This is a genomic window from Oryzihumus sp. JJN4-3R (genome assembly GCF_057747915.1).
Window position 1 is genome coordinate 1,761,260 of the sequence record NZ_CM173229.1, and the last position, 26,237, is coordinate 1,787,496.

Here is a 26,237-nt window from a genome sequence, read left to right on the forward strand (position 1 = left end):
CCCAGGACGGCCCACGAGAACTGACGGTCCGAGCTGGAGGCGTCCAAGACCGCGGTTATCCCCCGGGTCGCCATCGTCAGCCGAATCCCGTGAGCACTCCTGGACCACGAGCCGGGCAAGCCCAACCACAAGATGGGGCCATGAGACGCCCAAACGCCCCGCCGCCGGGAGGGCGAGCGGGGCGCTTGTGTCGGGCGCTTGAGACGATCCCCGACACAGGGAGTGTCTCCGACGGTTCCCGGACTCAACCCAAGTCCGGGTGTCCACGGACCGACTCAGGAGTGACGAATCCGTTCACGGGCCCGACGAGCAGGTGGGCGCATGACCATCTGGACCGGGCATCGGGCAGCCTGCCTCTGCGCTCGAGGAACTCACGCAGAGGGAGGCGGGTCCTGGCGGACCCGCCTCCCTGCGTTCGACCAGGCGGCCTGACCGAAAGGGTCCGGCCAGCCCGCGTGGAGTCGCTATCTGCCGGTCAGGATCACTGACCGTCTGAGCTGGGGATGTAGCCGCCGGGAACCTGCGACGGGGTGTAGATCTTCGGGTCTCCCGGGTACGGGGTGGCCCAGTTGTGTGCCTGATACCAGGTAAACCGGTTCATCAGCTCCGGACTCGAGCTGTCGGGCGTGGGGTTGTGGCTGGCGAAGCCCTGCTTGACGCGCCAGGCCTCCCACTGCGCCGCCACGGCCTTCTCGGACGCCGGGACGTTGCTCGACGTCGTCGGCGCCGCGCTGGTGCTGGCTGCGGTGTCAGGACCGCAGGAGGGGGCCGGGTTCACCTGCTCGGTGAGCGGGATCTGGTTCGGCACGGCCTTGAACGGGGTCAGGTCCGGCGTGGCGCGGAACGCGTCGTACATCGGCGTGGCCGCGGCGACCTTTTGGTTGAGCGGCTGCGCGCCGAGGATCTGCTCGATCGTGCGGACCATGTTGATCTGCGAGTAGTACCGGTCGACGACCTTGCCGTGGACGGCCCAGGGGCTGATCACCTGGATCGGGGCGCGGTGGCCGTCGACGTGGTCGGCGCCGTCCTGGCTGTCGTCCTCGACCACGAAGATGGCCGAGTCCTTCCAGTACTTGCTGTGCGAGATCTCGTCGACCACCTGGCCGACGGCGAGGTCACCGTCAGCGACCTGAGCCCGCGCATCGGGTGCACCACCGGTGTGGTCGCTGGAGAGCCAGAGCATGTTGAAGTTCGCCGGGCCCTCCTTCTCGAAGTGCTGCTTCCAGAGCTGGTATCGGTAGATGTCGGGGACGTTGACGTCGAACTTCGGGTAGTCGTGCGCCGTGATCGCGTTGAGTGACGGGATCGGCGACTCGGTGTCGGACTTGACCGAAGGGTCGGTCAGCGCACTCGGGTCACCCCCAGCTGCCACCTGCTTGGCCGTGCAGTAGTACTTCTGCCACGTGGCGCCCGCAGGCTTGGTGAGGAACTGCGTGAACTCGCCGTAGTTGCGGGCGCTCTTCCCAGCTGCCTGGACGGCGGTCCAGATGAACCCCGAGCGCTGGTGCCCAAGGGCGTCGTCCTCGGTGTCGTAGCTGCGGACGTACTCACCGGCGGAGGACTCGGTGTACTCCGGGTTGTCGCCCTGCATGAGCCAGTTGTGGCCTTCGGCCGAGTTCGTGCCGATGTCGTACGTGTTGTCGTACAGGCCGAACTGCTTGGCCAGCGCGTGCTGATTCGGCGTGACCTGCTTGCCGAACTGCACGAGCGAGGGGTCGCCGTTGCCGCGCGCGTCATCGCCATACACCTGGTCGTAGGTGCGGTTCTCCTTGACGATCATGAAGACGTGCTTGATCGTCGACGGGTCGCCGACGCGGGTCGGCACGGCCACCGGGGCCGCCTTGCTGCCCTCGGCCTGCTCGACGTCATGGTGACCCCAGGCGTTCTGCGCGAAGACCGTCGCGGTGTAGCGCGCGGTCTCCTTGTCGCTGGGGAGCGCGAAGCTGGTGAGCGACGCCGTCGTGCTGTGGGTGTCGTGCCCGCTGACGACTGGGACGCCATACCCCTTGTTGGTCGTGATGGCCGGCCCCCGCGCGTCGATGCCGCGGGTGTTGGTGACAACCACCCGCGAGCCGACGGTCGCGACCGCGGCCGGGTAGTAGTCGGTCGGCAACAACCCGACGTAGCTGACGGGCGCCTGCGGGGTCCCGCCGTACTTGTAGACGGCGACCGCGTTCGCACGGCCGAGCGAGACGAGGAGGTGCCCGTCCTTGCTCAGCGCGATCCCGGTCGGCGCGTAGCCCACGCGGGACCCGGGCGACGGCTGCGTCGCGATCGTCTGGACGACGGCATCCTTGGTCGTGTCGACAACGGACACGGTGTCGCTGTTGGTGTTCGCGACGAACAGGGCCTTCCCTGCGGCGTACATCGCGGTGGGGTGCAGGCCGACGGGGATCGAGGTCACGGCAGCGGAGGGGGACGCGGTGTCGATGACGCTCAGCGTGCCCGTCGTCGTGGCTGCGTGAGCCGGGTCGGCCGGGACGTTCGTGCCGTACGAGTTGATCGTGGGCTCGCCCGGCTTGGCCTGCCGGCCGCCCTCGTTGCTCACGTAGAGCTTGCTGCCGACGAAGGTGAGGTGCCGCGGCGCGATACCGACGGCCCAGGTGCTCTTGACCGCGCCGGTCGCCGGGTCCAGCGCTGCCACGGCGTTCTGGCCGTTGAGCGCGACGTAGAGAGTGGAGCCGTCGGGCGAGTAGGCCGTCGCACCGGGCAGCGACGAGGCGGTCCCGACCTTGGCGAGCGGGATGCGCGTGGCGGTGCCGAGCGTGCCATCCGGGTTGACCGGGAAGCGCGTGAGCGCGTCCTGCTGGGACAGCCACAGGAACTTGCCGTCGGGCGAGTAGGTCGGGCCCTCCTGTCCGACGGTGCCGTCGGAGAGAGTCTGGTCGACGCCGGTCGCCTTGCCGACGCGGTAGATCAGCTTGTTCGACGCGAGGTCGAAGACCTGCAGGGCCACGCCCTTGTCGGCGCTGCTCGCGGCGAGGAAGCGGCCGTCGGCGCTGACCGTCGACCCCATGAACTTGCCGTACTCGGTCATGACCCGGCTGCCGAGGGGCTTGATGACCTGGTTGTCAGAGACCTGGAGCCCGTTGGCGTACTCGGTGCCGACGGTGTGGTTGCCGAAGACGTCGGTCGCGGCAGAGGCGATGCCGCCGCAGGCGATGGTGAGGACCGCGGTGCCGGCCAGGGCGATGCGGAGCCGACGGTTGGTGCGGCCTTGCTCAGGACCGGCTCCCGAGCTGTGTCGTCGTTGACGAGCGACCTGCATGATCATCCTTTCGAGGAACTGCGGGAGGACAGGTCGAGAAGTCCGTCGACCTGCCACAGGGGGTTCGGTGCGTCGCCGTTCGGGGTCCGCACCGGGAAGTAGCCGTTCACCTCCTTGGGCCCGTCACCATCGGCGACGTAGCGACCGTCGGCCGCGACGTCGACCTGGTAGAGGGCCGTGCCCACCGCGACGGCTCCGGGGATGTGCCACGTCACGGCACAGCGCCAGTCATTGCCCGGTCCCGTGTCGTCGCCGGCCGATCCGGCGCGGTAGCAGGAGGCAGCAGTGCGCAGTTGCCCCTCGGTCACGTCCGGGCGCTGCAGCTCACGGGACTGCAGGCGGTAGAGATGGGCGAAAGAGGTCGCCAGTGACCGCTCGACCTTGGGCTTGTCGATCCCGGACCCGCTCCCGGGGAACGACAGCGACACCAGGGCCATGCTCACCCCTGCCAGGGCCGCCACCGGCAGGGCGCCTACGAGCAGCACCCGTCGTCCGGAGCCGTCGTGGGCGAGGTCGGTGAAGTCGCGTCGGACGAAGAGCACGTATGCCAGGGCAGTGGCCACCGCGACCCAGGCGAGGCTGACCACCAGGCCGAGGAGCAACGGCCAGGTCTGTGCCGGGCCGGTGAACAGGCCCCGCCAGGCGACGAAGCCCTGGCTCGGGAGGGCGAGCCGTGCCGCCGCAGGCATCGGCAGCAGCTGCGCCGCCTGGAGGATGAAGGCCAGCAGGGCGGGCATCAGCAGGCCCATCGGCGACCGGCCCATGGCCACGGAACCGAGAAGACCGACGGCCGCGAACGCGAGCGAGGTGAACGCGACGCAGGCCCAGCTGAGGAGCACGAGTCGCGCGCTCTGCCCCGCGCCGATGAGGTGGCCGTCGAGTCCCACGAGCCCGCGGTCGCCAGCGACGGCGATGCCCCCGCCGACGCTCGACGCGGCCAGGCCCACCTCCATCCCGAGGATCACGATGGTGCTGGCCAGCGCCTTGGCGACGAAGATGCGTCGCGGGGAGCGCACCGTCATGACGAGGTGCCGCCACGTCCCCAGGCGGTCCTCTGCGGCGAAGACGTCTCCGGCCACCATGGAGGTGAGCAGCGGGAGCACCCATGAGCAGGCAAAGCCGAGCACCACCAGCGAGCCGGCCCAGCCCGTGGCGAAGATCCAGCGTCCGAACACCGTGTCACTGGGCAGCGCGCTCTGCTGGCTGGCGGCGGCGATGAAGGCGGCTGGCACAAGCCAGCAGGCAGCCAGGACGACACGGACCCGCCACTGGGCGAGCAGCTTGACCAGCTCGAAGCGCAGGCTCACCCACAGGCCCGCCGGCCGAGTCGCGAACGAGGCGGCGGGGCGGGCGTCGTCAGGGGCGGGAGCGGCGCGCCGCTCGGTCACCGGGCTCACCGGCCATCCTCCTGCGGTGCAAGGGTCCCGGCTCCGGTGAGCGCGAGGAACGCGGCCTCCAGGGGCGGGACCACCGGGCCCAGCTCGCGGACCGCGACGCCGGCACGGACGAGACGGGCCACGAGGTCGTCGACCGCGCAGATCGGGCCACGCGCCACCACGGCGTGCTGCTCGGGCCTCGGCGGGTGGTGGTCCGGCACCAGTTCGAGGCCGGGAGTCTCAGCCACGACGCGCCTGGCGATGGCCGGGTCGGACGTGAGGACCCGGTAGTCGAGCCGCCCACTCTCGGCGGCGAGCTTGTCGACCGATCCGGAGAAGACCACCCGCCCGCGGGTCAGAAGGGTGACCTCAGAGCACAGCATGGCGAGGTCGTCCATCTGATGGCTCGAGATCACCACGGCGGTGCCCTCGACGGCCAGGTCGCCGAGCACTCGGTGGACGTGTCGCTTGGCGGCCGGGTCAAGGCCGTTGGACGGCTCGTCGAGGACGAGCAGCTGTGGCTTGGTGAGCAGGGCCGCCGCCAGGCCGAGTCGCTGGCGCATGCCCAGGGAGAAGCCACGCGCGCGGTCGTCGGCGACGTCAATGAGACCGACTTGGTCGAGTGCGTGGTCGACGAGGCCTCCTCGCGCCGGCCCGTAGCCGCGGAGCGCAGCGAGGGCGAGGAGGTTCTGCCGGGCAGTCAGCGAGGGGTACAGCCCTGGCCCGTCGACGAATCCAGCCACCCCGTACGGCACCCCGAGTACCCGGTGGACCCGGGCACCCAGGACGTCGAGGGTGCCCTGGTCCGCGACCGAGAGCCCGAGCAGTAGCCCGAGCAGCGTGGTCTTCCCCGCGCCGTTCGGCCCCACGAGACCGTGGACCTGACCTCGTGGGATGTCGAGATCCACGCCGTCGAGAGCGACCACGTCTCCGAAATACTTGGTAATGCCTCGAGACCGAACTGCCGATGCACTCTCCATGAGGGCCCTTCCTCGCGACCGCTAGAGAGGCTAGGAAGGCAAAGTGGTCCATTGGCGGCAGGAATCTGAACCCGGAGCGAACGTCAAGGACCAGCCTGACTCCAGGGCGGCTGCCCCCCGACGACCGGGAAGGGATCACCGACTACAGCTCGGCCACCATCTCCTCCGGCGACGCGCATCTCGTTCTCGGTCGGAGGCTGATCGGAAGTTGCCGTCGGAAGAGAGCCAGCACTACGTGTCGACGCTGAGCTAGCGGATGGACGGCCCCACAATGTGGCTGCAAGCCAGGAGAACGCCTTAACGTTCGAAGCAGGAGGTCAGGTCGCCGATGCAGGCGCGCCGATCCCGAGGAGGTGCGGGCGGTCCGGCGGGCTTGCCATCGGCCGCGTCGTTGTTGGTCGTGGGCGTGGCGTGGTCGAACCGGTGGTTGATCGACGCAAGAGTGGGCAGCTCGAACTGGGTCTGGATGAACTTCAGGATCGAGGTGTGCTCGAACAGCTCACCGCTGATGTGCCGGGGCCTGGCGTGCGGGGAGATGATCCACATGGGAACTCGCGGGCCGAGGCCGTACGCATCATGAACTGAAGGTGGCGACACGGCACGGTGCTGTTCGTCCGGACTTCGAGCACGGTTCACGGTCTGCCGACGCGTCATGCTCCCCCCGGTGAAGGGCACGCCGAGAGGCCACGCCCTCCGTGCTGGGTGAGCGTTCAACCACTGCCCCAACGGTTCAGGGCCACGTCGAAGGTCGAACCTTCGACAGTCGGCGTTCAGCCAGCGATGAGTCAGCCGAGGCTACTTGTTCCAGCCGCTGTTGTAGACGTCCAGACCGAACCGGTTGAGTCCCGAGGAACCGGCGTATCCCAGGTACGGGAGCTTGAAGACGTCCTCGACGGAGGCCAGTAGGGAGTAGTGGTTGTAGCTGGTCGTGGACCAGGTGCCCCCCTTGACGTAGCGGGAGAGCACGAGTGCCCCGATGCGGCCACCACCAGGTCCGGTGATGCCCGGCTGGGCGGCGTTCGGGCCAGGTCCCTCGCCGCAGCAGGCGGTGGCGTCGGACTGAGGACCGTCGGACTCGTCGGCGGTGATGACGAGCATCCCGTCGTTCTTGTAGGCCGGGCTGTTGAGGATCTTGGGCACCCAGGTCTTCAACCACGTGTTGACGCTGGCGAGGCCCCCGGGCTGTCCGTCCACACACGGGGCGTCATGACCGTCGTGGCACAGGTTGGGGGTGATGTAGGACAGGTTCGGCGTCGTCGTGGCCGAGGCCAGGTCTGTGGACAGCTGCTTCAGGTCCACGACGTGCTGAGCGCAGTCCGGGGAGCTGGTGATGGAGGAGAAGTACATGAACGGGTTGTGCCGCACGGCGTACTGATCGCCAACCCGGGCCTTCTGGGTGTCGTCGGCGCTGTTCAGGGCGGGATGGCGACACGGCGTGCCCATGTCCTCCATGTAGCCCTTCCAGGCCAGCCCCTTGGACTTCAGCTGGTCGGTCAGGTTGGGCACCGAGGCCGGGAAGACGCACCCGTTGCCGACAGCCTGCCCCGGAGCGGCGGTCCCGGTCTGCGCGAACTGCGAGTAGATCTGGCAGTCGCCCTGCATCTGGGCATTGGGGCCCTGCCCGGAGATCTGCGCGACGTAGTTGGGCTGCGAGTTGTGCGCGGTGCCGTAGTAGGTGTTCAGCAGCACGCCTTGGGAGCGCAAGGTCTGGGCCAGGTAGGGCGCGGCCGAGCCGGCGCCCCAGGTGGTGTCGTAGCCCTTGTTCTCGATGTTGATGACAAAGACATGCTTCACCGGCGGGACGTACGTCGAGGCAGTTGCCGCGGCCGTGGTGGCGGCGGGCGAGGCGGCCGCGGTGGTGACGGCCGCGCTCGAGGTGGCCGCGGAGGCGAGCGGCGCGCTCGAGGTGGCGGGGGTCGACGTGACCGCCGTCGTGCTGGGCGCCGAGGTGGCCGCGGTCGACGCCGCACCACCGGTGGAAGCCTGGGCCAAGCCGACGCCAAGGACGGCGGCGGTGCCGGCGAGGAGCCCCGCGATGACGCACTTGCCCTTGGTGGACATCCGGATCACAACAGGCTCCATCCGTTGGCTGCGGCTTTGGTCTTCAGGTCGCCCCACTCGGACTGCTCCGGCCCGGTCGCCGGGGCAGGCGAGCAGACGGTGGCGGTGAACGGCGGCACCACGAACTTCGGCGCGCTGAGGTTGGGGGCGCTGGAGAAGTCGAGGACCTCGGCGAGGTTGCGCGCGCCAGAGTCCCGCGGGGTCAAGGCGGGCAGACCCCAGCGCCACTCGATCGCCTTCAGGACCGAGGTGTGGTCGTAGGTGTTGTGCGCGACGTAGCCACGCCGGGCCCGCGGCGAGACAACCAGGGCCGGCACGCGGAAACCGCGCAGCGCCGTGGCCGAGCTGACGTCGGGAGCGGTGGAGGGTGCGACGTGGTCGTAGAAGCCACCCCACTCGTCGAAGTTGACCACCAGCAGGGTCCGTGACCAGTTCGGGCTGGCGGTGACCGCCGCATACACCTGGTTGAGGAACTGCTCCCCGGCCCGGATGTCGGCGTGCGGGTGGTCATCGGAGGAGGACCCGGAGGCCTCGTCCTCGAAGCGGGGGTCGATGAAGCTGACCTCCGGAAGGGTCCCGGCGCCGGCGTCGGACAGGAACGTCGCGAACGGGTGCGCGATCGGGAGGTACTTGGTGCCCCACAGCGCCAGGAACGGCACGTCGGAGTAGTAGTACTTCCCGCTCAGCCCGGCCGCGGACAGGCGGTCCCAGATGGTCGGCATGGTCGCCGTGGCGGTGGAGTTGTGGAGCCGATCCGTCTGCGCGGCGTGCATGTAGAACCGGTTGGGGTAGGTCTCGGCCATCACGGCCGAGAAGTACCGGTCGCACATCGTCCACGCGGGAGCCGCCTTTCCCAGGAAGCCCAGGTCGGCCTGCTGGTAGTAGCCGATCGGCAGCAGGTCGTCCTCACCCGCTCGCAGCCAACCGTCGCAGGCGCCGCCGTCGAGCTGGATCCGGCCACCTTCGTAGGAGTGGTCCGGGTCCTGGTGCCCACAGCTGGCCGGCTGGGTCAGGTGGTACGTCGAGTGGGCGGCGCCGTACCGGTCAATGAAGCTCAACCCGGCCTGCTTGCCGTCGGCGCCGGGCAGCCATCCCATGAAGTGGTCGAAGGACCGGTTCTCCATCATCACGACCACGATGTGGTCGATCCCCGACGCTCCCGGCGCGGGCAGCCCCGTTGCTGCGGACGCCGTCTCTGGCCTGGTCAGGAAGGACCCTCCGGTCAGCGCGGCGGCGCCCCCCACCACAGCCGCGGATCCAAGGAACTGTCTCCGCGTCACATTCACGAAGCAAGACGGTAGAGGGGTCGCAAGCGACATTGCGAACTTCAGGGACAAAGTTCACTCTTCGTTCACGATTTGGGCAGCCGGCTCGCAACGGTGGAGCGCTCGCTCAGCCGATGGCGAGCGTGGCCTCGTCGGCGTCCCCGATGTATCCGTGGGTGCCGTTGGGCTTGGCACCGATGGTTAAGGCGACGCTGTTGGCGATCGAGTCACCCTGCCAGGAGACGGTCTTCCCGGAGTGGCCGTCTAGCTCAACCCAGGCCTGCGTGGCGGTGAGGTGGCAGGTGATGACATGCCATTTCCCGTCGAGGATGCTGGCGGGGGCGAACGCCTTGGTGTGGCTGCCAGCGGCCCCGTTGAAGGCGCAGTCGGGGAAACCGAACTTGGGTCCGGTGTGGGTGGCGTTGATCTCGAGCTTGAAGGCGCCGCCGGTCGCGGTCGCTGTGCCCTTCTCCACGACGTTGTAGTCCCCGGCAGGGACGTTCGCCGCCATGCGCAGGTGAATGCTGATGGTCAGCGCGCTCGTGCCGGGGTTAAGAGTGCCGTCGCTGGGGACCCGGACGACTCCGCCGGGCTGGGTGAATGTGTAGCCGGTGGTGCCGTCATCGGACGGGGTGCCGGTGGTGACGCCCGAGCTCATGGTTCCGTTGTGGCCCAGGCCGGAGGAGTCCACCATCGTGCCCGCCCCGGGCGCCTCGTCCATGTGCCAGAGCCCCACCACGGTCCCGGTCGCAGCTCCGGAGGCCGCGTCCGCCGGGGCTGCGACCGCGAGGGGGCCTGTGCTGAGCAGTCCCGTGGCCACGGCTGAGAGCCAGGTGCCTGCTCGGGTCCCGCGAGGCCTCCCGGCGGAGTGGCGTTCGCAGGACCGCAGGCAGTGTGTCATCAGAACCCGAAGTCGCCGCGCATGCTGCTGGCAGAGGTCGCGTTGCCCAGCCGGGGAAGGCCGAGCATGTCCTCGGTCGTGGCCAGCTGGCTGTAGTGGGAGAAGAAGGTGCCCGAAGTCGTCCCGGGAACGATGCTCGGCGCCATGACGATGGTGGCGACGTGGCACGACGGGTCGGTCGCGGCGTTGGTGGGGTCAAGGCAGTTCTCGCCCTGGTAGTTCAACGTGGTGGTCTTCGGGCCGTTGCCCTCATCCCAGGTGAGGAAGATTGCGGTGCGGCCCTCCGTGTAGGTCGGACTGCTGACAATCTTGGAGATCTCGGCGCTGAGCCACGCGTCCCCGTTGGTCACGGCGGAGGCGACAGGATTGTTGTGCATGTTGTGGGCGTTGTCGGCGGCGATGAAGGCGAATGTCGGCAACGCGTTGTTGCTGAGGTCGGTGTCAAGCTGGGTCTCCGGGACGTCCCAGGCCGGACAGTCGGCCTTGGTGTCGGTGAACCACACCGGCGGGTTGTGCACCTTGGAGTAGTTGCCGACGTTGCTGCGGTAGCAGTTCGCCGGCATGGACTGCATGTAGGCCCGCCAGGTCTTACCGCGTGCCCGAAGCTGGCCGAAGATGGTGGGTGGGGTGCCCTTGACCAGACCGCCCGAGCTCATCGCGATGTAGTCCCCGAGTGAGTTGTGGGTCTCGGGGTGGAAGTTCGTCGCGAGCCCGCAGCCAGGGATCAGCGTCTTGTTGATGAAGGGGGCGTACTTCGACCCGACGACGGTGCTGTAGTTCTTGTCCTCGTCGACGATCCAGACCACGTGGTCGTACACGGCCGGAGCCGTCGCCACTGTCCCGCAGGGCTGCGGCGTAGCCGCCTCGGCGGGGGCGACAGTTGCTGCCGCGGCGCCGAGTCCGAGCAGTAAGGCGAGCAGTGGCGCGGCGGATGAACGCAGCATGGACGACCCCCGATGAGAGAAGGGCAGGACACGTCGGCAGCCGCCTGACCCGCCCGCCCAGGTTTGCGATGTCCTAGGCTCGGCACGAGATTAGGACCAACGTCGCCGACCACGCCTGCGGCCAAAGGCGCGCATCACGCTACGTCTCCTGAGGGTCGACAGGCCCGCGCGTTCCGACGTGGGTGCCCCAACGGGGCCATGCCCGGGTCTTCAGCTGTCCGGCTGAGGATCCAGAGCAGGGTCAGCTTCGCCGTGCGGGCTCCGCTTCTCAGCGGTGCAGATTCCTGATGAAGTCGGCGGCCGCGATGCCCCCACGCTCCTGCGCCCTGGCGGCGACGAGCCACATTGCCTGGCCATTGACCTGTCCGCATCTCAGGTCCTTAACGAAACCGGGAGGCGGCTGTCGGGCGGCAGCACGTTCGTGAGCACAATGACTCGCACCCGGCCCCTACTTGGCTCCGATAGCCGAAGTGAGGGTCAGGCGCCTGGGCGTCTCCCTTGACCTTGACCGGTCGCGTCCGGGCGCCGCGGGTGCTCCCTGACAGCAGCGCCGGAACGTAGTGAACCCCGAGGATCCCCGGGCGCGGCTGTGGCTCCAGGTTTTACATGGAACACATCCCTGGTTCACACGCCGGAGGCAGGCTCGGGTGATGACTCGCCAGCTCGGGCCCCTCATCGCAACTACGCCATGCGACCGCTCGGTGCACCTTGCCTCCGAGCGGGACATCCCCGCCATCGAGGTCCTGCACGAGCGGTGTTCCCCGGAGGCTCTGAACGGCCGGTACCTCGGGTTCCCGCCGCCACGCGCGATCGAAACGTTACTCAGCAAGACAGAGACGTACGTCGTCCCTGGTCAAGACGGGATCCTGGCCATGGGCAACCTTGCCCTGCGCCACGACGATGGCGCGAGATGGGCCGAGGTCGCCGTTCTCGTTCGAGACGACCACCAACGCCATGGCCACGGTACGGATCTCATCCGGGCCATGGCTGGGACCGCGAAAGGGCTCGGAGCTCGCGACCTGGCAACGATCACGGGCCCCGGCCATGCCTTCGCTGCTCGTGTGATGAGCCGGTCCCTTGGCCCCGTGTCCGTCAAGGTCGAAGACGGCCTGACGACCGTCACCTGCAGCCTCTAAGGAACGCACCCCTTGACGGCGATTGAGGCTTCCTGGGGGCAGGCCTTCAGAGCTGAGTAGCGTCCACGGAAGCACTGACTGCAGCGTGGCGCGGTGCTGGGAGCTCCAGATGAGCTGCCTCGTCACCGCAGGTTTGTCGCCGCTGGTCCGATTCGAGCATGTGGCCCATCGGGGAACGTGAGCTGGTGACTCCGGTCAAGGACACGTGCAGGTGCCTCTCGTCGGCATGCCTTCGAGCGATGGCCACGCCCATTTGCTCGATGAGCAGGTTCACGGCCGCCTGCTGCGGCGCGACATGAGGCCACATTGCCGTAGCCGAGCCCTCCCGTGCCCAGATGCCTCCGGCGATCAGAGCTCGGTTGATGCGGATCTGAACGCCGCCTTCGATAGGTGCCCCAAGCCAGGATTCCAGGTAGATCCGTTCAGATCATCGACGTGCGCGTCGGGTGAGCAGACGCCGAGTTTGGTGCGGAAGAGGGTGTACGGCTGGTCGATCAGGGTTGCATCGTTCATCGGAGGGGACGGTAGAGGTGGGGCGTTAACAGGAGGTGGCCCGGCCGAGCACTGACGCCGGTCCGCCGCAGAGCCGCCTGGATTCACGACACGGCCATGGCGTGGAGTGGCGGACCTGCGGTGAAGGTTCGCGTTGGTCAGACCCGTCGTTCACGTCGGCGTCGCCCGGCGATCACGGTGGGGGTCGAGGGTGAGGCGCCCGCTCAGAGATCACGTGTTGGAGGCTGGGATGAGCATGGAGCTGGACCCGGTGGTATCGATGGACCTGCCGACCCGGCTTCGTCGGGCGCTCGCCCACAACGATGCCCGGGAGCTGGAGATCCTCAACCCGATCATCCGCGGGCTCGCGCAGGGGCAGGTCCGATTGAGCGAGATCGAGGCCTTGAACGCAGAGGTGGCCACTCGGCTGGTCTTCGCGCGGGAGAAGGCCCGCGCCGCCCGCCAGCTCTATCGGGCCACGCCCCGGGCCTGCTGAGGACCTGCCCTTCCGGACGGGTGGTGTTGCACCTACCGTCAGGGGGATGGAGCCGGACTGCAGGCAGTTCGAGTTTGACCCGTCAGCGGGAATCCCGCTCGAGACGTGGATGGCCAACTTGCGCGTCCAGGGCTGGCGTCCTCTGTTTGGGGCCCGGACGATCGTTCGAACACCGACCGGGCTGCGGCTGTGCCTCCTGATGCGCAGACAGCAAGTGGCCTAGGGGTTGAACTCGACGCGTGTCCACCCCACGGACTCGAGCCACTCAGGCCGGTCCAGGGCCCAGCCGGCTACGAGGTGATGCGCCGACTCGACGTCGCCGACGGCTGTATGGAAGTGTCGATCGGGGCTCCCCGCGCGGTGCTCGACCACCCAGCCCGGATCGGCCTCGGTGCGCAGCACCTGCACATACGTCTGACCCGAGGCGTCATCCAGGCGTTCAACGATCAGGCAGCTTCCCTCGCCCTCGTCAAGGTCCTCCAGCAGCCCGAGCATCTCGGCGTCCGAGGGGTTGTCCAGTGCCACCCCACCATCGGTGGTGGCCCGCAGGCGCGCTCGCGACGACCGGGATGAGTGCGGGGCGGGCGGACCGGCGCCCTCCACGGCCGTGGTCATCCCGCCGACGAGGCTCGCGAGATGGCGTCTCCGACCTTCGCCAGGCCCGGCGCGGCCGCGTGCCCTCCACCTGCGAGGGACCGGAGGTCGCTCCTGGCGTAACGGTGAACCAGCAGCGGTAGGAACGTGCGCACGCGGGCCTCGGCGAAGATCGCGGCCACCTCGTCGAGGACCCGATCCACCACATCTGATCCGGTGAGCAGGTCGAAGTCCCGGTGGAGCTGCGTAGCGACCTCGCGGAAATCGGGGTGCAGCCCGTGCCGGACCCTGTGGCTGAGAGGGGTCGGGTCCTGATCCATGCCTGATGGTCACGCGCGTTCTCGCACCGCTGCAATCCGCCAAACGTCCCGGGTGGGCAACTGCGAACGCACCCGGGCCGGGTTGCCCACGCGGTGGGTAGACCCACGGGCATGGCTACCCGCGAGGATGGGCGGACGAGATACCGGCGGCGCACGGACCCGCCTGCGCGCCGGACGACGCAGCCAAAGGTGTCCAGGTTGGGTCGTATGCGTGGATGCGCAGCGCTCTTCGTCGCCATGTTCCCGGCGTTCATCCAACCGATGGGGAGCGCACGACCGGTCATTGCATCGTGGGGATGTCGACGAGGGATGACCCGAGGGAGTACCCAGATGAGCATCACCACCGTTGCCGATGCAACCGAAGTCACCATCGCCCCTGACCTGCCCAGTCGGATACGCCGCGCCATCGCCCACCAGGACCGGGCCGAGTTGAACCTGCTCCAGCCGCTGATCCGCGCGCTTGCCTACCGCGAGGTCACCGTGGGCGAGGTCAAGGCACTCGACGCCCAGCAGGCGCTGTGGCTGGTGGCGGAACGTGAGAAGCAGGGCGGCGGTACCGGTCGTGTGCGCACCTGACGCGCGCTCCCGCACCAGCCTCTGCCTCAGGCGACAGGGCGCTGCCATCCGGGCCGGACGATGACCGCATCGCCGAACCGGGCAACCATGGTCCTCGCAGGGCGACTGCACAGCTTGGAGAAACCCCGTGCCACAGGCTCAACGCGCGGTCCTCATCGGCCGTCCGGTTGAGGACGTCTTCGCGTTCTTCACCGACCCGGCCAACGACCACCGGTGGCGGCCCCAGGTCATCCGGACCGCAAGCGAGGGACCCCCAGTTGTCGGGGAGAGGATCCACGTGGTCGTAACCAGCCACGGAGGCCGCGGAGTCCCGGCAGACATCGAGGTGACGGCGTACGAACCGGAGAGCCGCTACGCGTTCCGCGCCACTGAGGGGCCGGTGCGTCCGCGGGGCGAGTACCGCTTCGCCCCGTACGGCGATGGCACCGAAGTCACCTTCATCCTCGACGCCGAGATCCCCGGTCTCCGGAGGCTCTTCCTGAGCGCCCGTGTCCAGAAGTCCATGGACGCTGAGATGAAGGCCCTTGACGCAGCCAAGAGGCTGCTCGAGCTGGGCTGATCAGCCGGCGTCATGCGGGGGATCGAGCGGCGTGCCGTCGAGGGGTTCCCCGTCCGCACGCCGCTGGAGCTCGCTGCGCACGTCGAAGTACCGCGACAGGTCCTCGTCCATCTCGCCCATCGCGGGACTCCCCGCCGTGTCGGGAGCCTGGGCGAGACGGGCCTCGTACAGCCGCTGAAGAGACTTCGCCTCGGCGACCAGCTCCTCGTGCGTCATCAGCTCGACCGGCCGCATGGCCCAACCATAGGTGGCACGCACCGCAAGTGGGAGCCCTCCCCGTGATGGCGGGCGAGGCCGACCGGCAGGCCCTGCCCCCGGGCCGACAAGTCCATGATCACGCTGGAGTCAGCCAGCGACGGCGAGCTGGCCGCCGCCGCCCGGGCTCACCGAGAAGCCCGTCACGAGGCCGTTCCGACCTGACTCCCTCGTCTGGACGGCCACTCGGAGCGCCGTCCTGGACGCCGCCGCAAGCCGGCACAGTTACGTGGCAGAGGTGGAGGACGTCCTCGACGGGCAGGTCCAGTGGCACGTCGACGGGCGATCAGGTCGTGGTGCGACGCGGCCCCGGCTTGTCCGGCGCTGGGGCCTGCTCGGCGCGGTGTCCGGTGGGCATCGGCCCGTCGATGAGGAAGATGGGGTTGGTCAGGGCTTCCATGTCGCCCTCGCTGGCGGCCGGGTTGCCCGGCACGGGGCGGGGTAGGCCGCGGACCTCTGCGCGGACGTAACCGCCGCCATGCGGCACGGGAATGGTGACCTCGATGGTCTGGTCGTCGGAGGCCACGGGCACGACATCGACCGGGGAGCCGTCGGCGACAAGCACCAGGCGCATCCCACCCGCTCGACGCAGCCGGACCCGGACGGTGACGGGGTCGCCGCCGGCGCCGTACACCGAGCCACCCACGTACGTTTCCTGCCCGGGGGCGGTGGCGGTCAGGTAGACCTCGACGCCGAGGGGGTCCCGGGTGATGAAGCACCGCCCGGCCTTGAGGGCCGTGATGATGTCGCGCTTGGCGAGGCGGGCGGCATATACGACGGTCGTGGGCTTGCCGACCGCGAAACCGCCGTCGTTGTGGACGCCGTGCAGGTCGCTGCCGCCGTTGGCGACGGTGCGCCAACCCCGATTCAGCATGGTGTCCCAAGCGGCGAGGGAGGCCTCGTCGTCGGCCTGCCAGGGCCCGGTCCACACCTCGAAACCATGGGTGCGCGAGCGCGGATCCGCTTCGGCGTCGGCCATGAACTGCCAGCTCAGGTGTGCCCCCAGTGGATGTGCAGCGGCCACGTAGGCGCCCATGGACTCAGCCACCGAGATGAACTCCCGGATCCTTGCGCCGCCTGTGGGCAACGGTGCACCCAGCGGGCTCTGCCGGAAGTCCAGCCATTGGCCGACGTCGAGGCCGGAGACGGTGGCGTGGCCGTGGAACCAGTTGGTCATCTCCTCCCCGGGCATCAGCAGCATGTCGGCGCCGGCGTCGCGGGCCAGGAAGTAGTTCTGGCTGATGACGTTGTGGTCCGTCATGGCGACGTAGTCCAGGCCGGCCGCCCGGCATGCCATGGCCCACTCCGCCGGGGTCATCGCCGACCCGGAGGCCCACGCGTCGGAGCTCGCGGTGGTGTGACAGTGCAGGTCGCCCCGGTACCAGCCGGGGGCGTCGAGCACCACGCCCGGCTCGGGACCGGGGCGGAACGGGGCGCCCTGAGGGTCGAAAGACAGGTCCACGGTGACCGTAACCGTGGTCGGCAGCGGGGCCTTGAAGACGGGCACCAGAACGGTCCAGGTGCCGGGCGGCATCGGGCCGGGAATGAACGCCTGAGAGGCGTCGGCGGTCGAGACGTGGAACGCGGCGCGTTCCTCACCGTAGATGCCGCGGAAGCCGGCGGACTGGTAGCCCGGCCCATGGGCGTCGAACAGGCCCAGCCCAAGGGAGGCTTGGCTGTTGCTCTTGGTCATCGCCACGTCGATGCGTTGCACCCCTCGAGGCACCGGGAAGGGCAGCTGCGCGTACGAGCCGGTCCCGACCACCGTGGTGGTCAGGGTCAGTCGCTGCCCCGGCCGGGTTCGGGTGGCGGTACGCGCGGTCGCTGGGGTGCCCGAGGCGGCCGCGCCGCCCAGCGCTGCGGCGCCGGCTGCCGCGCCGCGCAGCAGGTTGCGTCGGCTGAAGGCATCCACGTCAGTCCCCCTCGCCCGGGGCGACGGCCAGGCCCGGCTCCAGCGGGCTGCACCGGCACGTCCGCCCGTGCGCCCAGGCGTTCAGGGCCTGTTGGCGGATGCCACCCCGGTTCGCCAGCTCCTCCAGCAGGGCTGGTGGCATCGGCGCCCCCAGGCGCGTGGCCTCCCAGATCTGCGCCTCCAGCACCGGGCCGGCGACGTCGGCGACGCGCAGGTCGAGCGGGACCGAGGATGCGGTGCCGGGAGTGGTCGAGGGGTTCTTGGCGTCCATCGGGTAGGTGGGAGTGACCGCGGTGTAGGGGGTCGGGTCCGGATTGCTGGTGAACATGTCATAGGGGACGGCGGCGTACTGCGTGTAGGAGGACAACGGCGCGATACCGAGGATGAGCTCGATGGTGTGCAGCACCGAGGCCTGGGAGACGTGCAGCGAGGACAGGGCACCCGGGCGGATCCACGGGGAGGCGGCCAGGAAGATGTTGCGGTGTCCGTCTCGGTGGTCGAGCCCGTCCTGGCTGTCGTCCTCGACGACGAAGACGGCAGTGTCCTTCCACTGCGGGGTGTGGGACAAGTAGTCGATGAGCTTGCCGACGGCCAGGTCGTTGGTTGCCACGTGCGCCTGGGGCGTCTTCTTGCCGGGCTCAGTGCCGTCGGTGTGGTCGTTGCCCAGCACGGCATACATGAACTGCGGCAACTGGTCCGCGGCCACGAGCGGCGCGAGCTCCTTCTCGATGTCCTGCTCCTTGGCGGTGTCCGGCACCGAGGTGAGCGACAGGTTGGCGCCTAGGGTGTTGGAGAAGCTCGCCGCGGACTGCCCGTCGTGGGCCCCGCCGGGAGTGGCGCAGCGGGCGCCGGGCGCGGCCCGCACTGTCGGTGGCTGGGACGTGGCGAGCCCGACCAGCTCGCCGAAGTTGTGGAAGCTCTTGCCCTGGGCAGCCAACTGCTGGAACACCGACCCACACCGGGGGTAGACGATGGGGGCGGTCGGGTCATACGGGTGGTTGCGGCTCGAGTAGTAGTGCAGGTAGCTCTTCTCGGTGTAGTCGCTGGAGACCCCCTCGGCGGTCCAGTGGTGACCTTGAATACTGGCCTCGCCGTCGCTGTAGAAGTTCTGCGACAGCCCGAACCGGTCCGCTAGTCGGTGGATGTTCGGGGTGAGGGTGCGTCCCTGGGCGTCCTTGGCGCCGAACTCGGTGTAGGCGGGCTGGACATCCGCGCCGGGGCGGTGCAGGTCACCGAAGACCTGGTCGAAGGTGCGGTTCTCCCGGACCACCAGCATCACGTGCTTGATCGGGCTGCGGCCGGCGTGCGCGGCGTCCGGGATCGGGGAGTCCGCCGGACGCAGTGCGTTGGCTCGGGTGGGGTACAGCAGGTCGGCACGCGCCCGCGCGGTCCAGTCCGCCAGCTGACGGTCACTCGGACGGGGCACAGCCGAGAGCAGCCCCTGCCTCTTGTTGACGATGTACTGCTGCTTGTCGGTGATCGGAGCCCCGCCCAGCCCCTTGGCAGCGGCGGTGAGCACTTGTCCTTCGGGGAGCACGGAGACGGCGGTCGGGTAAGCGCCGGTGGGGATCGCGCCGCGGGGCACCAGCCGGGCCGGGTCCGGGGACGAGTGGGGGTGCGTGGGGTCCTCCAGGACCGCGGTGGCGTTGTCCCCGGCCAGTCCGACGTAGACCCGGCCGGAGCGATCATCGACCGTCACCGCGTCCGGGGTCGAACCGTTCGCCTCACCGGGCACAAGGTGGGTGGACAGTTGCCGTTCGGGGCGCGGAACCGTGGCGGTGGTGTCCAGCACCGAGAGTGAGTCGTCGTTGGCGTTGGCGACGTACAGGTGCCGGCCTGCTGCATCCAGGGCCAGCGCCACGGGGTGGTCGCCGACCGGGGCGAGCCCGCGCACCGCCCCGGTGCGGGTGTCCACCGTCGCGACGGCGTTGAGGCCCTGCGCAGCGACGTACGCCGTCGCGCCAGTGGGGCTGACGACAACCGCCTCCGGGTAGGCGCCGCCAGGCTGGCCCGGCCCGGCCAGCGCGGCCTCCCACTTCAGCGCGCCGTCTGCGGTCGACACGGCGGCGAGGGTGGAGCCCTGCTCGTTGGTCACCAGCACGGTGGATCCGTCGGGCAGGATGGTCAGCCCCCGACTGTATGCCGCGGCGTCGCCCACCACAGGGGCACTGCCCGGGATGCCGCCGGTGCGGGTCCCGCCCACCGTCGGCGCGCCGGTCCGCGCCGAGGACGCCCACCGGTGCACGAGGTGCAGACGGTCCCCGGCGACCGCGTAGTCGTAGACCTGGTCGTTTCCCCCACCCGTGGCGTACAGATGCCGCCCGTCGCGACTGAAGGCCACCCCGGACTCGTAGAACGTCGGCTTGCCCGATTCGTGGTCCCGCACCGTCTGCACCACCTCGCCCGTGCGGGTGTCGACCACCTGGAGCGCCTCATCACCCTGCTCCGGTGCCCCTTCGCCCTGACCACTGTCGGCCACGACGACGACCCGGCCGTCCGGGGAGACCGCCGAAGCGACCGGGAAGTCCGCCAGCGTGGTGCGCCGACCCACCGGCTGCACCAGCCGACCACTGACCAGGGAGGTCCCCTCGGCGTACTGCCCCGTCGGACTGAACGTGCTCACATGTGGCAACCCACCCCCGGCCGCCCGGGCCTGCATCGCAGCGAGTCCCCCGCCCCCGACTGCCAGCACGATTGCCGCGGCCGCTGCACGCCCCATCGTCCGTCGCCCCATCGTCACACCCTCCGGAGATCAGTGTCCGATTTGCCGGACTCGGCTCACAAGGATGGCGGTGCCCGATGAACGCCGAATGACGGAAGGGCCGACATTTCGGCTCGGCGAACTTGGTTTCGCTCACACGGCCCACACGAGACCGGGCAGGCGCGGCGATCTCTCGGAGTCGCCACGTTCGGGCCGTGGATGCCCGGGTGGCCGCCGCGCAGTCCTCCGGCGAAGGCAGACCTGGGCTATGCCTCAAGCACCGCCTTCAGTTGCAGGAAGCGGGGCTCATGTGTTCTGGCTGTCACCCGGTCAAGTGATCCACGCGGTCCGCACACCATCAAACCGGGCGCACCACGCCTGACCGAAGCCGAGCCTCACGCTCAGGCGGCCGTCCTAGCCCGCGCCCCGGCCCGTCGCGACCACCGCCACAGGGCGAGGTCGTAGCCACCCTTGACGGTGCCAGCCACCAGCAGTGGCAGACCAAGCGCCACCTGCTGCAGCAGGCCGGCAACCAGCGGCCCGAACGGCCGCACCGTGTACCGCGCGGCGTTGGTGAGCGCAGCCGCCGCGGTCCGTTCGCCCGGCTGAACGGTCTGCATCACCAGAGCTTGTCGGGTGGGCACGTCCATCTGGGACAGGCTGGTCCGGGCCAGCAGCAGGACCACCGCGACCGGGAAGGTCGGTGCGAACGCGACCAACGCCAGGAGCACGTTGCTGGGCAGGTGGGTGCCGACCATCGTAGGCACCAGGCCGATTCGGTCCGCCAGCCTTGGCGCGACCCACACCGATCCGGCCTGCAGTACCGACGTGGTGAAGAACAGGACACCCAGCGCCCCCACCGTGGCGCCGTAGCGCTCAGTCAGGTAGTAGGCCAGGAAGCTCGCGGTGACCAACCCACCACCGGCGGCGTCCACCGCGAAGAGGCCGGCAAGCCTTCGCACCTGGCCCCGGGAGCCGCCCAGCCTCCCCAACGCGCCTCGCGCGCCCTCCCTGTCACTGGGGTCGGTTTCCACCCTTTCGGAAAGGTGCCGCCCGAGCCACGCCCCGGCTAGCCCGACCGGCACGAGGACCAGGAATGGCCACGCCGACCCCGTCCAGCCCCGCACGCCGGGCACGGCCGCCAGCAGTGCACCTGCCGCGCCAGCCAGCGACGCCACCGCGTTGTACCACCCGTACACACGGGCCCCGGCCGCGCCCGCGGTGGTGGAGTCCTCCCCCGCGAGCATGGCCTGCTCCAGCGTGGTGGCCGGACCGTTGTCGACCACGTCGGTGGACAGGAGGCCGCTCAGCGCAACCACCAGGAGCAGCCAGAACGGGGCCCCGGTGAATGCCAGGACGGCCCCCACGGCCGCTAGTCCAAGAAAAAGGGCGCCGTAGCAGTGGCGTCGGCCCCAGCGGTCGGCGACGGCGCCGATCACCAGCGAGGCCACGGCTGTGCCTGCCACCGTAAAGCCCAGGACGAGTCCGGCTCGCAGGGAGGAGTAGTGCCGGGCCGCGAGCATCGCGCCCAGCATCACTGCGCTGAACCCGTAGCCGAATGCCCGCATTGCCTGGGCGCCGACGATGCGGCGGGCGTCCAGACTCAGCTGACCGGTCACGACGCCAGTGTGCGCCGTGCAGACGACGCTTCAACTCCACCACGAGTGCCCCCGGCATCGACGGTCAGCCGGACGGGCGCACAACGAACTAGGGACGCCCTCCGAGATCGGGCGGCGTCGAGGCCGCGTATAGGCCGCGGACAGCCATCGTCAGCCGGGTCCCGCCGGGCACATCCGGACAGAAAAGAGATCGGCCCCCGTGCTGAGCTCGTGCTCAGCCGGGGGCCGTTCTGCACTGTGTGGCAGGTGAAGGATTCGAACCTTCGTAGCTTTCGCGACGGATTTACAGTCCGCTTCCATTGGCCGCTCGGACAACCTGCCGTGTGCGGTGTGAAGGATAGCAACGACACCACACCCCGAGTCCAATCGGGGCGACGTGGCAGGCTTGGGCCGAGCCCGAAACCCTGGAGCGCCACGCGCTCGAGCCCACCTGAAGGAGCAGCCATGGCCGACTCATCGTTCGACGTCGTCAGCAAGGTCGACAAGCAGGAGGTCAGCAACGCGCTGAACCAGGCCGAGAAGGAGATCGCCACGCGCTACGACTTCAAGGGCGTGGGCGCCTCGATCGAGTGGTCCGGCGAGAAGATCCTGATGAAGGCCAACTCCGAGGAGCGCGTGCGCGCGGTGCTTGACGTCTTCCAGACCAAGCTGATCAAGCGCAACGTCTCGCTCAAGGCGCTCGACCTCGGCGACGGCGACCCCAAGCCCTCCGGCAAGGAGTACCGCCTCGAGGCCTCCCTCAAGGACGGCATCAGCCAGGAGGACGCCAAGAAGATCTCCAAGCTGATCCGCGAGCAGGGGCCCAAGAACGTCAAGCCGCTGATCCAGGGCGACGAGCTGCGCGTGACGGGCAAGTCCCGCGACGACCTGCAGGCCGTGCAGCAGCTGCTCAAGGGCGCCGACCTCGACGTGGCGCTGCAGTTCGTCAACTACCGCTGAGCTGAACGCCAGAAGGGCCCCGCACCGGATCGGTGCGGGGCCCTTCGCTGCGTATGCCGGGTGGCTGGGACCCAGCCACCCGGCATACCGGGGTGCGCGGTCAGGCCGCGGACTCCTCCAGCGTGGGGTAGTCGACGTAGCCCTTGGCGCCACCGGCGTAGAAGGTGTCCATGTCCGGGTCGGCCAGCGGGGCGTCGGCTTTCAGGCGCTCGACCAGGTCGGGGTTGGAGATGAACGCCCGGCCGATCGAGAACAGCTCGCCGCGGTCGTGCGTCAGGGCCTCCTGCGCGGTGGCCAGGTCGCTGGAGCCGCCGAAGCCGGTGTTGACGATGACGGTGCCCTCGAAGCCCTCGCGCAGCGCGGCCGCGACCTCGCCGGACTCGTCGTCGATGACGTGCAGGTAGGCCAGGCCCAGCGGCTTGATGCCGGCGAGCAGCTCGGCGTAGGTCTGCGCCGCCTCGGTCTCGGCGATGTCGTTGAACGTCCCGCTCGGGGACACGCGGATGCCCACGCGCTCGGCGCCGATCGCCGCGGCGACCGCCTGGGCGACCTCGATGACGAAGCGGGCGCGGTTCTCCGGCGAGCCACCGTAGGAGTCGGTGCGCTGGTTGGTGTTGTCGGAGAGGAACTGCTGGAGCAGGTAGCCGTTGGCGGCGTGCAGCTCCACACCGTCCAGGCCGGCGGCGACCGCACGCTGGGCGGCGTCGACGAACTCGGCGACGATCCCCGGCAGCTCGGCGGTCTCCAGCGCGCGCGGCGTCTCGAACGGCTTCAGGCCCTCGGGGGTGTAGACCTCACCGGCGGGCTGCACCGCGGACGGGGCCACCGGCTGGGTGCCGATCAGCGCGGGGTGGGAGATGCGGCCGGCGTGCATGATCTGGGCGAAGACGACGCCGCCCTCGGCGTGCACCGCGTCGGCGACCTTGCGCCAGCCCTCGACCTGCTCGTCGGTGTGCAGGCCCGGGGTGTGCGGGTAGCCCTGGCCGAGGGCGGAGGGCTGCACGCCCTCGGTGACGATGAGGCCGGCCCCGGCGCGCTGGCCGTAGTAGGTGGCCATGAGGTCGGTCGGGACACCGTTGGCGTCGGCGCGGTTGCGCGTCATCGGCGCCATCACGATGCGGTTGCTCAGCGCGTGGGGGCCGAGGGAGAACGGGGCGAACACGTCGCTCACGGGGAAGCTCACCATCCTGGGGGGTCGGATTTGTCCTTCCCTCGTGCCAAGGACGTTGAACGGTGAACGATTCCGGCCCCCGGGCGTGAGCAGTCTCACGCCCGGGGGGCGGCAGGGGTATGGCGGGTGGTCACCCGCCGGGTCGGGTCACCGCTCAGGCGCCCCAGGTGGCGCGGGAGGCCACGGCCTCGCGCAGCTGGGAGCCGACGTCGACCATGGCCCGGCGCACGGCGGGGCTGAGCGTGCCCTCGGCAAGCGTCCGCTCGAGCAGCTCGAGGGTGGACTGCTCGACGACCACCGCCGGGAAGGCCGGCTTGGCGAGGTTGTTGAGCGCGTCCTCGCCGACGCGGCCGGCCATCGCCGGGACGTCGGTGAAGTAGCGCTCGGCGTAGGGCCGGACCAGCTCGAGCTGGCCGGCCTGCCAGAAGCCCTGGGCGAGCCAGATCATCTCGTAGTTGGACCGGCCGTGGTCGCCGGTGATCTGCTCCCACGCCCACGCCTTGGCCTCCGCCGAGGGCCGGGCGGCCTTGGCGTAGAGCGCCTGGAGCCCGCCCTGCATGGTGTTGTCGCGCTCCAGGGCGGCGTCGATCTCGGCCTCGCCGATGACCCCGCGGGCGGCGAGGTTGCGCAGCACCAGCCAGCGCAGGTCGTTGTCGCCCACGAGCGCGCCCGGCAGGCCCTCGCCGGCCCTCCACTGCTGGAGCAGGGCGACGTCGTCGGTGCTCCGGGCGAGGTAGCGCGCGGCCAGCAGGGCGGTGGTCGAGCCGGGCTCGGCCCGCTCGAGCAGCGTGGCCGCCGCCCGGGCCACGACCCGGGTGGCATCCTCCTGCTCCGCCGCGGGCAGGAACTGCGGGATGATCCGGCCGACCATCTGGATGGCCATGCGGGACAGGATCGACTCGTGCGTCTCCTGCGCCCAGGCGCCCTCGAACACCCGCAGCATCTGGCGCGGGTCGACCGTGCCCATGCAGACGCCGTCGACCAGCGCCGTCCACACCACGGCCCGGGCCTGGCCGTCCGGGATGAGGGCGAGCTCCTCGGGCAGGGCCGCCACGGTCGCGGGGTCGAGCCGGACCGTCGCCCAGGTCAGGTCGCCGGCGTTGGGCACGACCACGCGCGCCGCCGGACGGCCGACCAGGGCGGGCAACGCCATCTCGTCGCGGTCGAGGACGGCCTCCACCCGGAAGACCTCCTCACCGCCGGTCCAGCCCGCCACGTCGAGGCTGTGCGGCCGGTCGGCCGGGTGGTCCTTGGGCCGGGTGCGGCGCAGGCTCGCCCCCGTGATGACACCCTCGCCCGACTCGAGGTCGAGCTCGAGCGCGTCGAGGTCCGCGGTGCGCAGCCACGCCTCGGCCCACGCGCCCAGGTCCTTGCCGCTGGCCCGCTCCATCGCGCCGAGGAAGTCGGCCAGGTCGGCGTTGCCGTAGGAGTGGCTGGTCAGGTGGTCGCGCACACCGGCCAGGAACGCCTCGTCGCCGATGTAGGCGATCAGCTGGCGCAGGGTCGCCGCACCCTTGGCGTAGGAGATCCCGTCGAAGTTCTGCAGGGCCGTGTCACCGTCGGGCGCCGGGGACCCGGCCACCGGATGCGTCGAGGGCATCCGCTCGGCGGCGTAGCCCCAGGCCTTGCGGGCCACCGAGGAGTCGATCCATGCGTCGTCGAAGCCGCAGCCCTCGAACGTCGTGCGGTGGGCCATGTACTCGGCGAAGGACTCGTTGAGCCACAGGTCGTCCCACCACTGCATCGTCACCAGGTCGCCGAACCACATGTGCGCGCACTCGTGAGCGATCGTGTTGGTGCGGGTCAGCACCTCCTCGTGGGTGGCGCCGTCGCGGAACAGGTAGGGGTCGCGCAGCGTCACGCAGCCGGGGTTCTCCATCGCGCCGGCATTGAACTCCGGGACGAACACCTGGTGGTACTCCCCGAACGGGTACCGGATGCCGAACAGCGAGTGGTAGTAGTCCAGCGACTGCTTCGTGACCGTCAGCATCTGCTCGGCGTCGCGCTCGAGCGGCTCGCGCAGCGAGGCGCGGGCGTGGATCCCCAGCGGGATGCCGTCGTGCTCGGCCTTGACCGAGACGTAGGGCCCGGCGCAGACGGTGACGAAGTAGGTCGCGAGCGCCGGCGTCGTGGCCAGCGTCCACTGCCCCTCGGAGGTCTGGGTGGCCGCGCCGTTGCCGACGACCAGCCAGTCCGAGGGCGCCTGGACGCGCACGTCGTAGGGGGCCTTGAGGTCGGGCTGGTCGAAGCAGGCGAACACCCTCGGTGCCGCGTCGAGGAAGAGGTGGCCGTAGACGTAGTGCCGCCCGTCCGCGGTGTCGACCGCGCGGTGCAGGCCCTGGCCGTCCTTGCTGTAGGCCATCGTCGCCTCGACGGTGACCTCGTTGTCGGCCCGCAGGTCCTCCAGGACGACGCGCTGGTCGCGCACCGCCGAGGGGTCGATCTCCTTGCCGTTGAAGGTGATCGAGTGCACCTCCACCGCCTTGACGTCCAGGAACGTCGATGCCCCCGGCTCCCGGGAGGTGAACCGCACCGTCGAGGTCGACCCGAAGGTCTTCTCCCCCGTGTCCAGGTTCAGGGAGACGTCGTATGCCGTGACGTCGATGAGCGCCGAACGCGCCTCTGCTTCAACTCGTGTCAAGCTCGCCATGGGCTCACCTAACCAGACCCGG

At 69.7% G+C, this 26,237-nt stretch carries 22 protein-coding genes and 1 tRNA gene; 5 read left to right on the forward strand and 18 right to left on the reverse strand.

The window, feature by feature from the left end:
- Window positions 1-481: 481 nt before the first annotated feature.
- The 8 genes from AC3ANM_RS08130 to AC3ANM_RS08165 all read right to left on the reverse strand — a co-directional run bounded on the left by AC3ANM_RS08130 (window position 482) and on the right by AC3ANM_RS08165 (window position 10,795).
- Window positions 482-3,268 carry an alkaline phosphatase family protein gene (locus AC3ANM_RS08130; RefSeq protein WP_488287627.1) on the reverse strand — a complete coding sequence of 929 codons (2,787 nt, stop codon included), beginning with the start codon at window positions 3,266-3,268 and terminating at the stop codon, window positions 482-484.
- Window positions 3,269-3,270: 2 nt separating this feature from the next.
- Window positions 3,271-4,665, reverse strand: coding sequence for an ABC transporter permease (locus AC3ANM_RS08135; RefSeq protein WP_488287628.1), 1,395 nt, complete (start codon window positions 4,663-4,665; stop codon window positions 3,271-3,273).
- A complete protein-coding gene (locus AC3ANM_RS08140) occupies window positions 4,662-5,570 on the reverse strand; it encodes an ABC transporter ATP-binding protein (protein ID WP_488287629.1) in 909 nt (302 codons plus the stop codon). The genes AC3ANM_RS08135 and AC3ANM_RS08140 overlap by 4 nt, the downstream gene beginning before the upstream one ends.
- Window positions 5,571-5,921: 351 nt before the next feature.
- Window positions 5,922-6,278: an alkaline phosphatase family protein gene (locus tag AC3ANM_RS08145; RefSeq protein WP_488287630.1), complete on the reverse strand. Its 357-nt coding sequence runs from the start codon at window positions 6,276-6,278 to the stop codon at window positions 5,922-5,924.
- A gap of 141 nt (window positions 6,279-6,419) precedes the next feature.
- Window positions 6,420-7,685, reverse strand: a complete 1,266-nt coding sequence (locus AC3ANM_RS08150; protein WP_488287925.1) for an alkaline phosphatase family protein — start codon at window positions 7,683-7,685, stop codon at window positions 6,420-6,422.
- Between the two features lie 5 nt (window positions 7,686-7,690).
- The gene (locus AC3ANM_RS08155; protein ID WP_488287631.1) at window positions 7,691-8,932 is read right to left on the reverse strand and encodes an alkaline phosphatase family protein; all 1,242 of its coding nucleotides are present in this window, start codon (window positions 8,930-8,932) and stop codon (window positions 7,691-7,693) included.
- Window positions 8,933-9,077: 145 nt separating this feature from the next.
- Window positions 9,078-9,671, reverse strand: coding sequence for a hypothetical protein (locus AC3ANM_RS08160; RefSeq protein ID WP_488287632.1), 594 nt, complete (start codon window positions 9,669-9,671; stop codon window positions 9,078-9,080).
- Between the two features lie 179 nt (window positions 9,672-9,850).
- Window positions 9,851-10,795, reverse strand: coding sequence for an alkaline phosphatase family protein (locus tag AC3ANM_RS08165; protein WP_488287633.1), 945 nt, complete (start codon window positions 10,793-10,795; stop codon window positions 9,851-9,853).
- Between the two features lie 650 nt (window positions 10,796-11,445).
- Here AC3ANM_RS08165 and AC3ANM_RS08170 point away from each other — a divergent pair.
- Complete coding sequence (locus tag AC3ANM_RS08170; RefSeq protein WP_488287634.1) at window positions 11,446-11,931, forward strand: GNAT family N-acetyltransferase; 486 nt, start codon at window positions 11,446-11,448, stop codon at window positions 11,929-11,931.
- Between the two features lie 348 nt (window positions 11,932-12,279).
- On the opposite strand, the gene AC3ANM_RS08175 is transcribed toward AC3ANM_RS08170, so the two are convergent.
- Complete coding sequence (locus AC3ANM_RS08175) at window positions 12,280-12,444, reverse strand: hypothetical protein (RefSeq protein WP_488287635.1); 165 nt, start codon at window positions 12,442-12,444, stop codon at window positions 12,280-12,282.
- A gap of 229 nt (window positions 12,445-12,673) precedes the next feature.
- Between AC3ANM_RS08175 and AC3ANM_RS08180 the strand changes: the two genes are divergently transcribed.
- Window positions 12,674-12,919 carry a hypothetical protein gene (locus AC3ANM_RS08180; protein ID WP_488287636.1) on the forward strand — a complete coding sequence of 82 codons (246 nt, stop codon included), beginning with the start codon at window positions 12,674-12,676 and terminating at the stop codon, window positions 12,917-12,919.
- A gap of 219 nt (window positions 12,920-13,138) precedes the next feature.
- On the opposite strand, the gene AC3ANM_RS08185 is transcribed toward AC3ANM_RS08180, so the two are convergent.
- On the reverse strand, window positions 13,139-13,444 hold the full coding sequence (locus AC3ANM_RS08185; RefSeq protein ID WP_488287637.1) for a hypothetical protein: 306 nt from the start codon (window positions 13,442-13,444) through the stop codon (window positions 13,139-13,141).
- 86 nt (window positions 13,445-13,530) lie between these two features.
- Window positions 13,531-13,833, reverse strand: coding sequence for a three-helix bundle dimerization domain-containing protein (locus AC3ANM_RS08190; protein ID WP_488287638.1), 303 nt, complete (start codon window positions 13,831-13,833; stop codon window positions 13,531-13,533).
- 330 nt (window positions 13,834-14,163) lie between these two features.
- Here AC3ANM_RS08190 and AC3ANM_RS08195 point away from each other — a divergent pair, with 330 nt between their 5' ends.
- Complete coding sequence (locus tag AC3ANM_RS08195) at window positions 14,164-14,409, forward strand: hypothetical protein (RefSeq protein ID WP_488287639.1); 246 nt, start codon at window positions 14,164-14,166, stop codon at window positions 14,407-14,409.
- Between the two features lie 127 nt (window positions 14,410-14,536).
- Complete coding sequence (locus AC3ANM_RS08200; protein WP_488287640.1) at window positions 14,537-14,968, forward strand: SRPBCC family protein; 432 nt, start codon at window positions 14,537-14,539, stop codon at window positions 14,966-14,968.
- Here AC3ANM_RS08200 and AC3ANM_RS08205 read toward each other — a convergent pair whose 3' ends face one another.
- The 5 genes from AC3ANM_RS08205 to AC3ANM_RS08225 form a co-directional block, all read right to left on the reverse strand.
- On the reverse strand, window positions 14,969-15,202 hold the full coding sequence (locus tag AC3ANM_RS08205; protein ID WP_488287641.1) for a hypothetical protein: 234 nt from the start codon (window positions 15,200-15,202) through the stop codon (window positions 14,969-14,971). It lies immediately after the preceding gene.
- A gap of 307 nt (window positions 15,203-15,509) precedes the next feature.
- The gene (locus AC3ANM_RS08210) at window positions 15,510-17,135 is read right to left on the reverse strand and encodes a CehA/McbA family metallohydrolase (protein ID WP_488287642.1); all 1,626 of its coding nucleotides are present in this window, start codon (window positions 17,133-17,135) and stop codon (window positions 15,510-15,512) included.
- Between the two features lies 1 nt (window position 17,136).
- A complete protein-coding gene (locus AC3ANM_RS08215; RefSeq protein WP_488287643.1) occupies window positions 17,137-19,758 on the reverse strand; it encodes a beta-propeller fold lactonase family protein in 2,622 nt (873 codons plus the stop codon).
- A gap of 479 nt (window positions 19,759-20,237) precedes the next feature.
- A complete protein-coding gene (locus AC3ANM_RS08220; protein ID WP_488287644.1) occupies window positions 20,238-21,455 on the reverse strand; it encodes an MFS transporter in 1,218 nt (405 codons plus the stop codon).
- 240 nt (window positions 21,456-21,695) lie between these two features.
- Window positions 21,696-21,776 (reverse strand) — tRNA-Tyr (locus AC3ANM_RS08225).
- A 123-nt stretch (window positions 21,777-21,899) separates the two neighbouring features.
- Between AC3ANM_RS08225 and AC3ANM_RS08230 the strand changes: the two genes are divergently transcribed.
- On the forward strand, window positions 21,900-22,394 hold the full coding sequence (locus tag AC3ANM_RS08230; RefSeq protein WP_488287645.1) for a YajQ family cyclic di-GMP-binding protein: 495 nt from the start codon (window positions 21,900-21,902) through the stop codon (window positions 22,392-22,394).
- A 100-nt stretch (window positions 22,395-22,494) separates the two neighbouring features.
- Here the strand turns inward: AC3ANM_RS08230 and AC3ANM_RS08235 are convergent, their stop codons facing one another.
- Together AC3ANM_RS08235 and pepN are read right to left on the reverse strand one after the other, a co-directional pair.
- The gene (locus AC3ANM_RS08235) at window positions 22,495-23,565 is read right to left on the reverse strand and encodes an alkene reductase (protein ID WP_488287646.1); all 1,071 of its coding nucleotides are present in this window, start codon (window positions 23,563-23,565) and stop codon (window positions 22,495-22,497) included.
- Between the two features lie 154 nt (window positions 23,566-23,719).
- Window positions 23,720-26,215 (reverse strand): aminopeptidase N, encoded by a 2,496-nt coding sequence (gene pepN / locus AC3ANM_RS08240; RefSeq protein ID WP_488287647.1) that lies wholly within the window; start codon window positions 26,213-26,215, stop codon window positions 23,720-23,722.
- Between the last annotated feature and the right edge of the window lie 22 nt (window positions 26,216-26,237).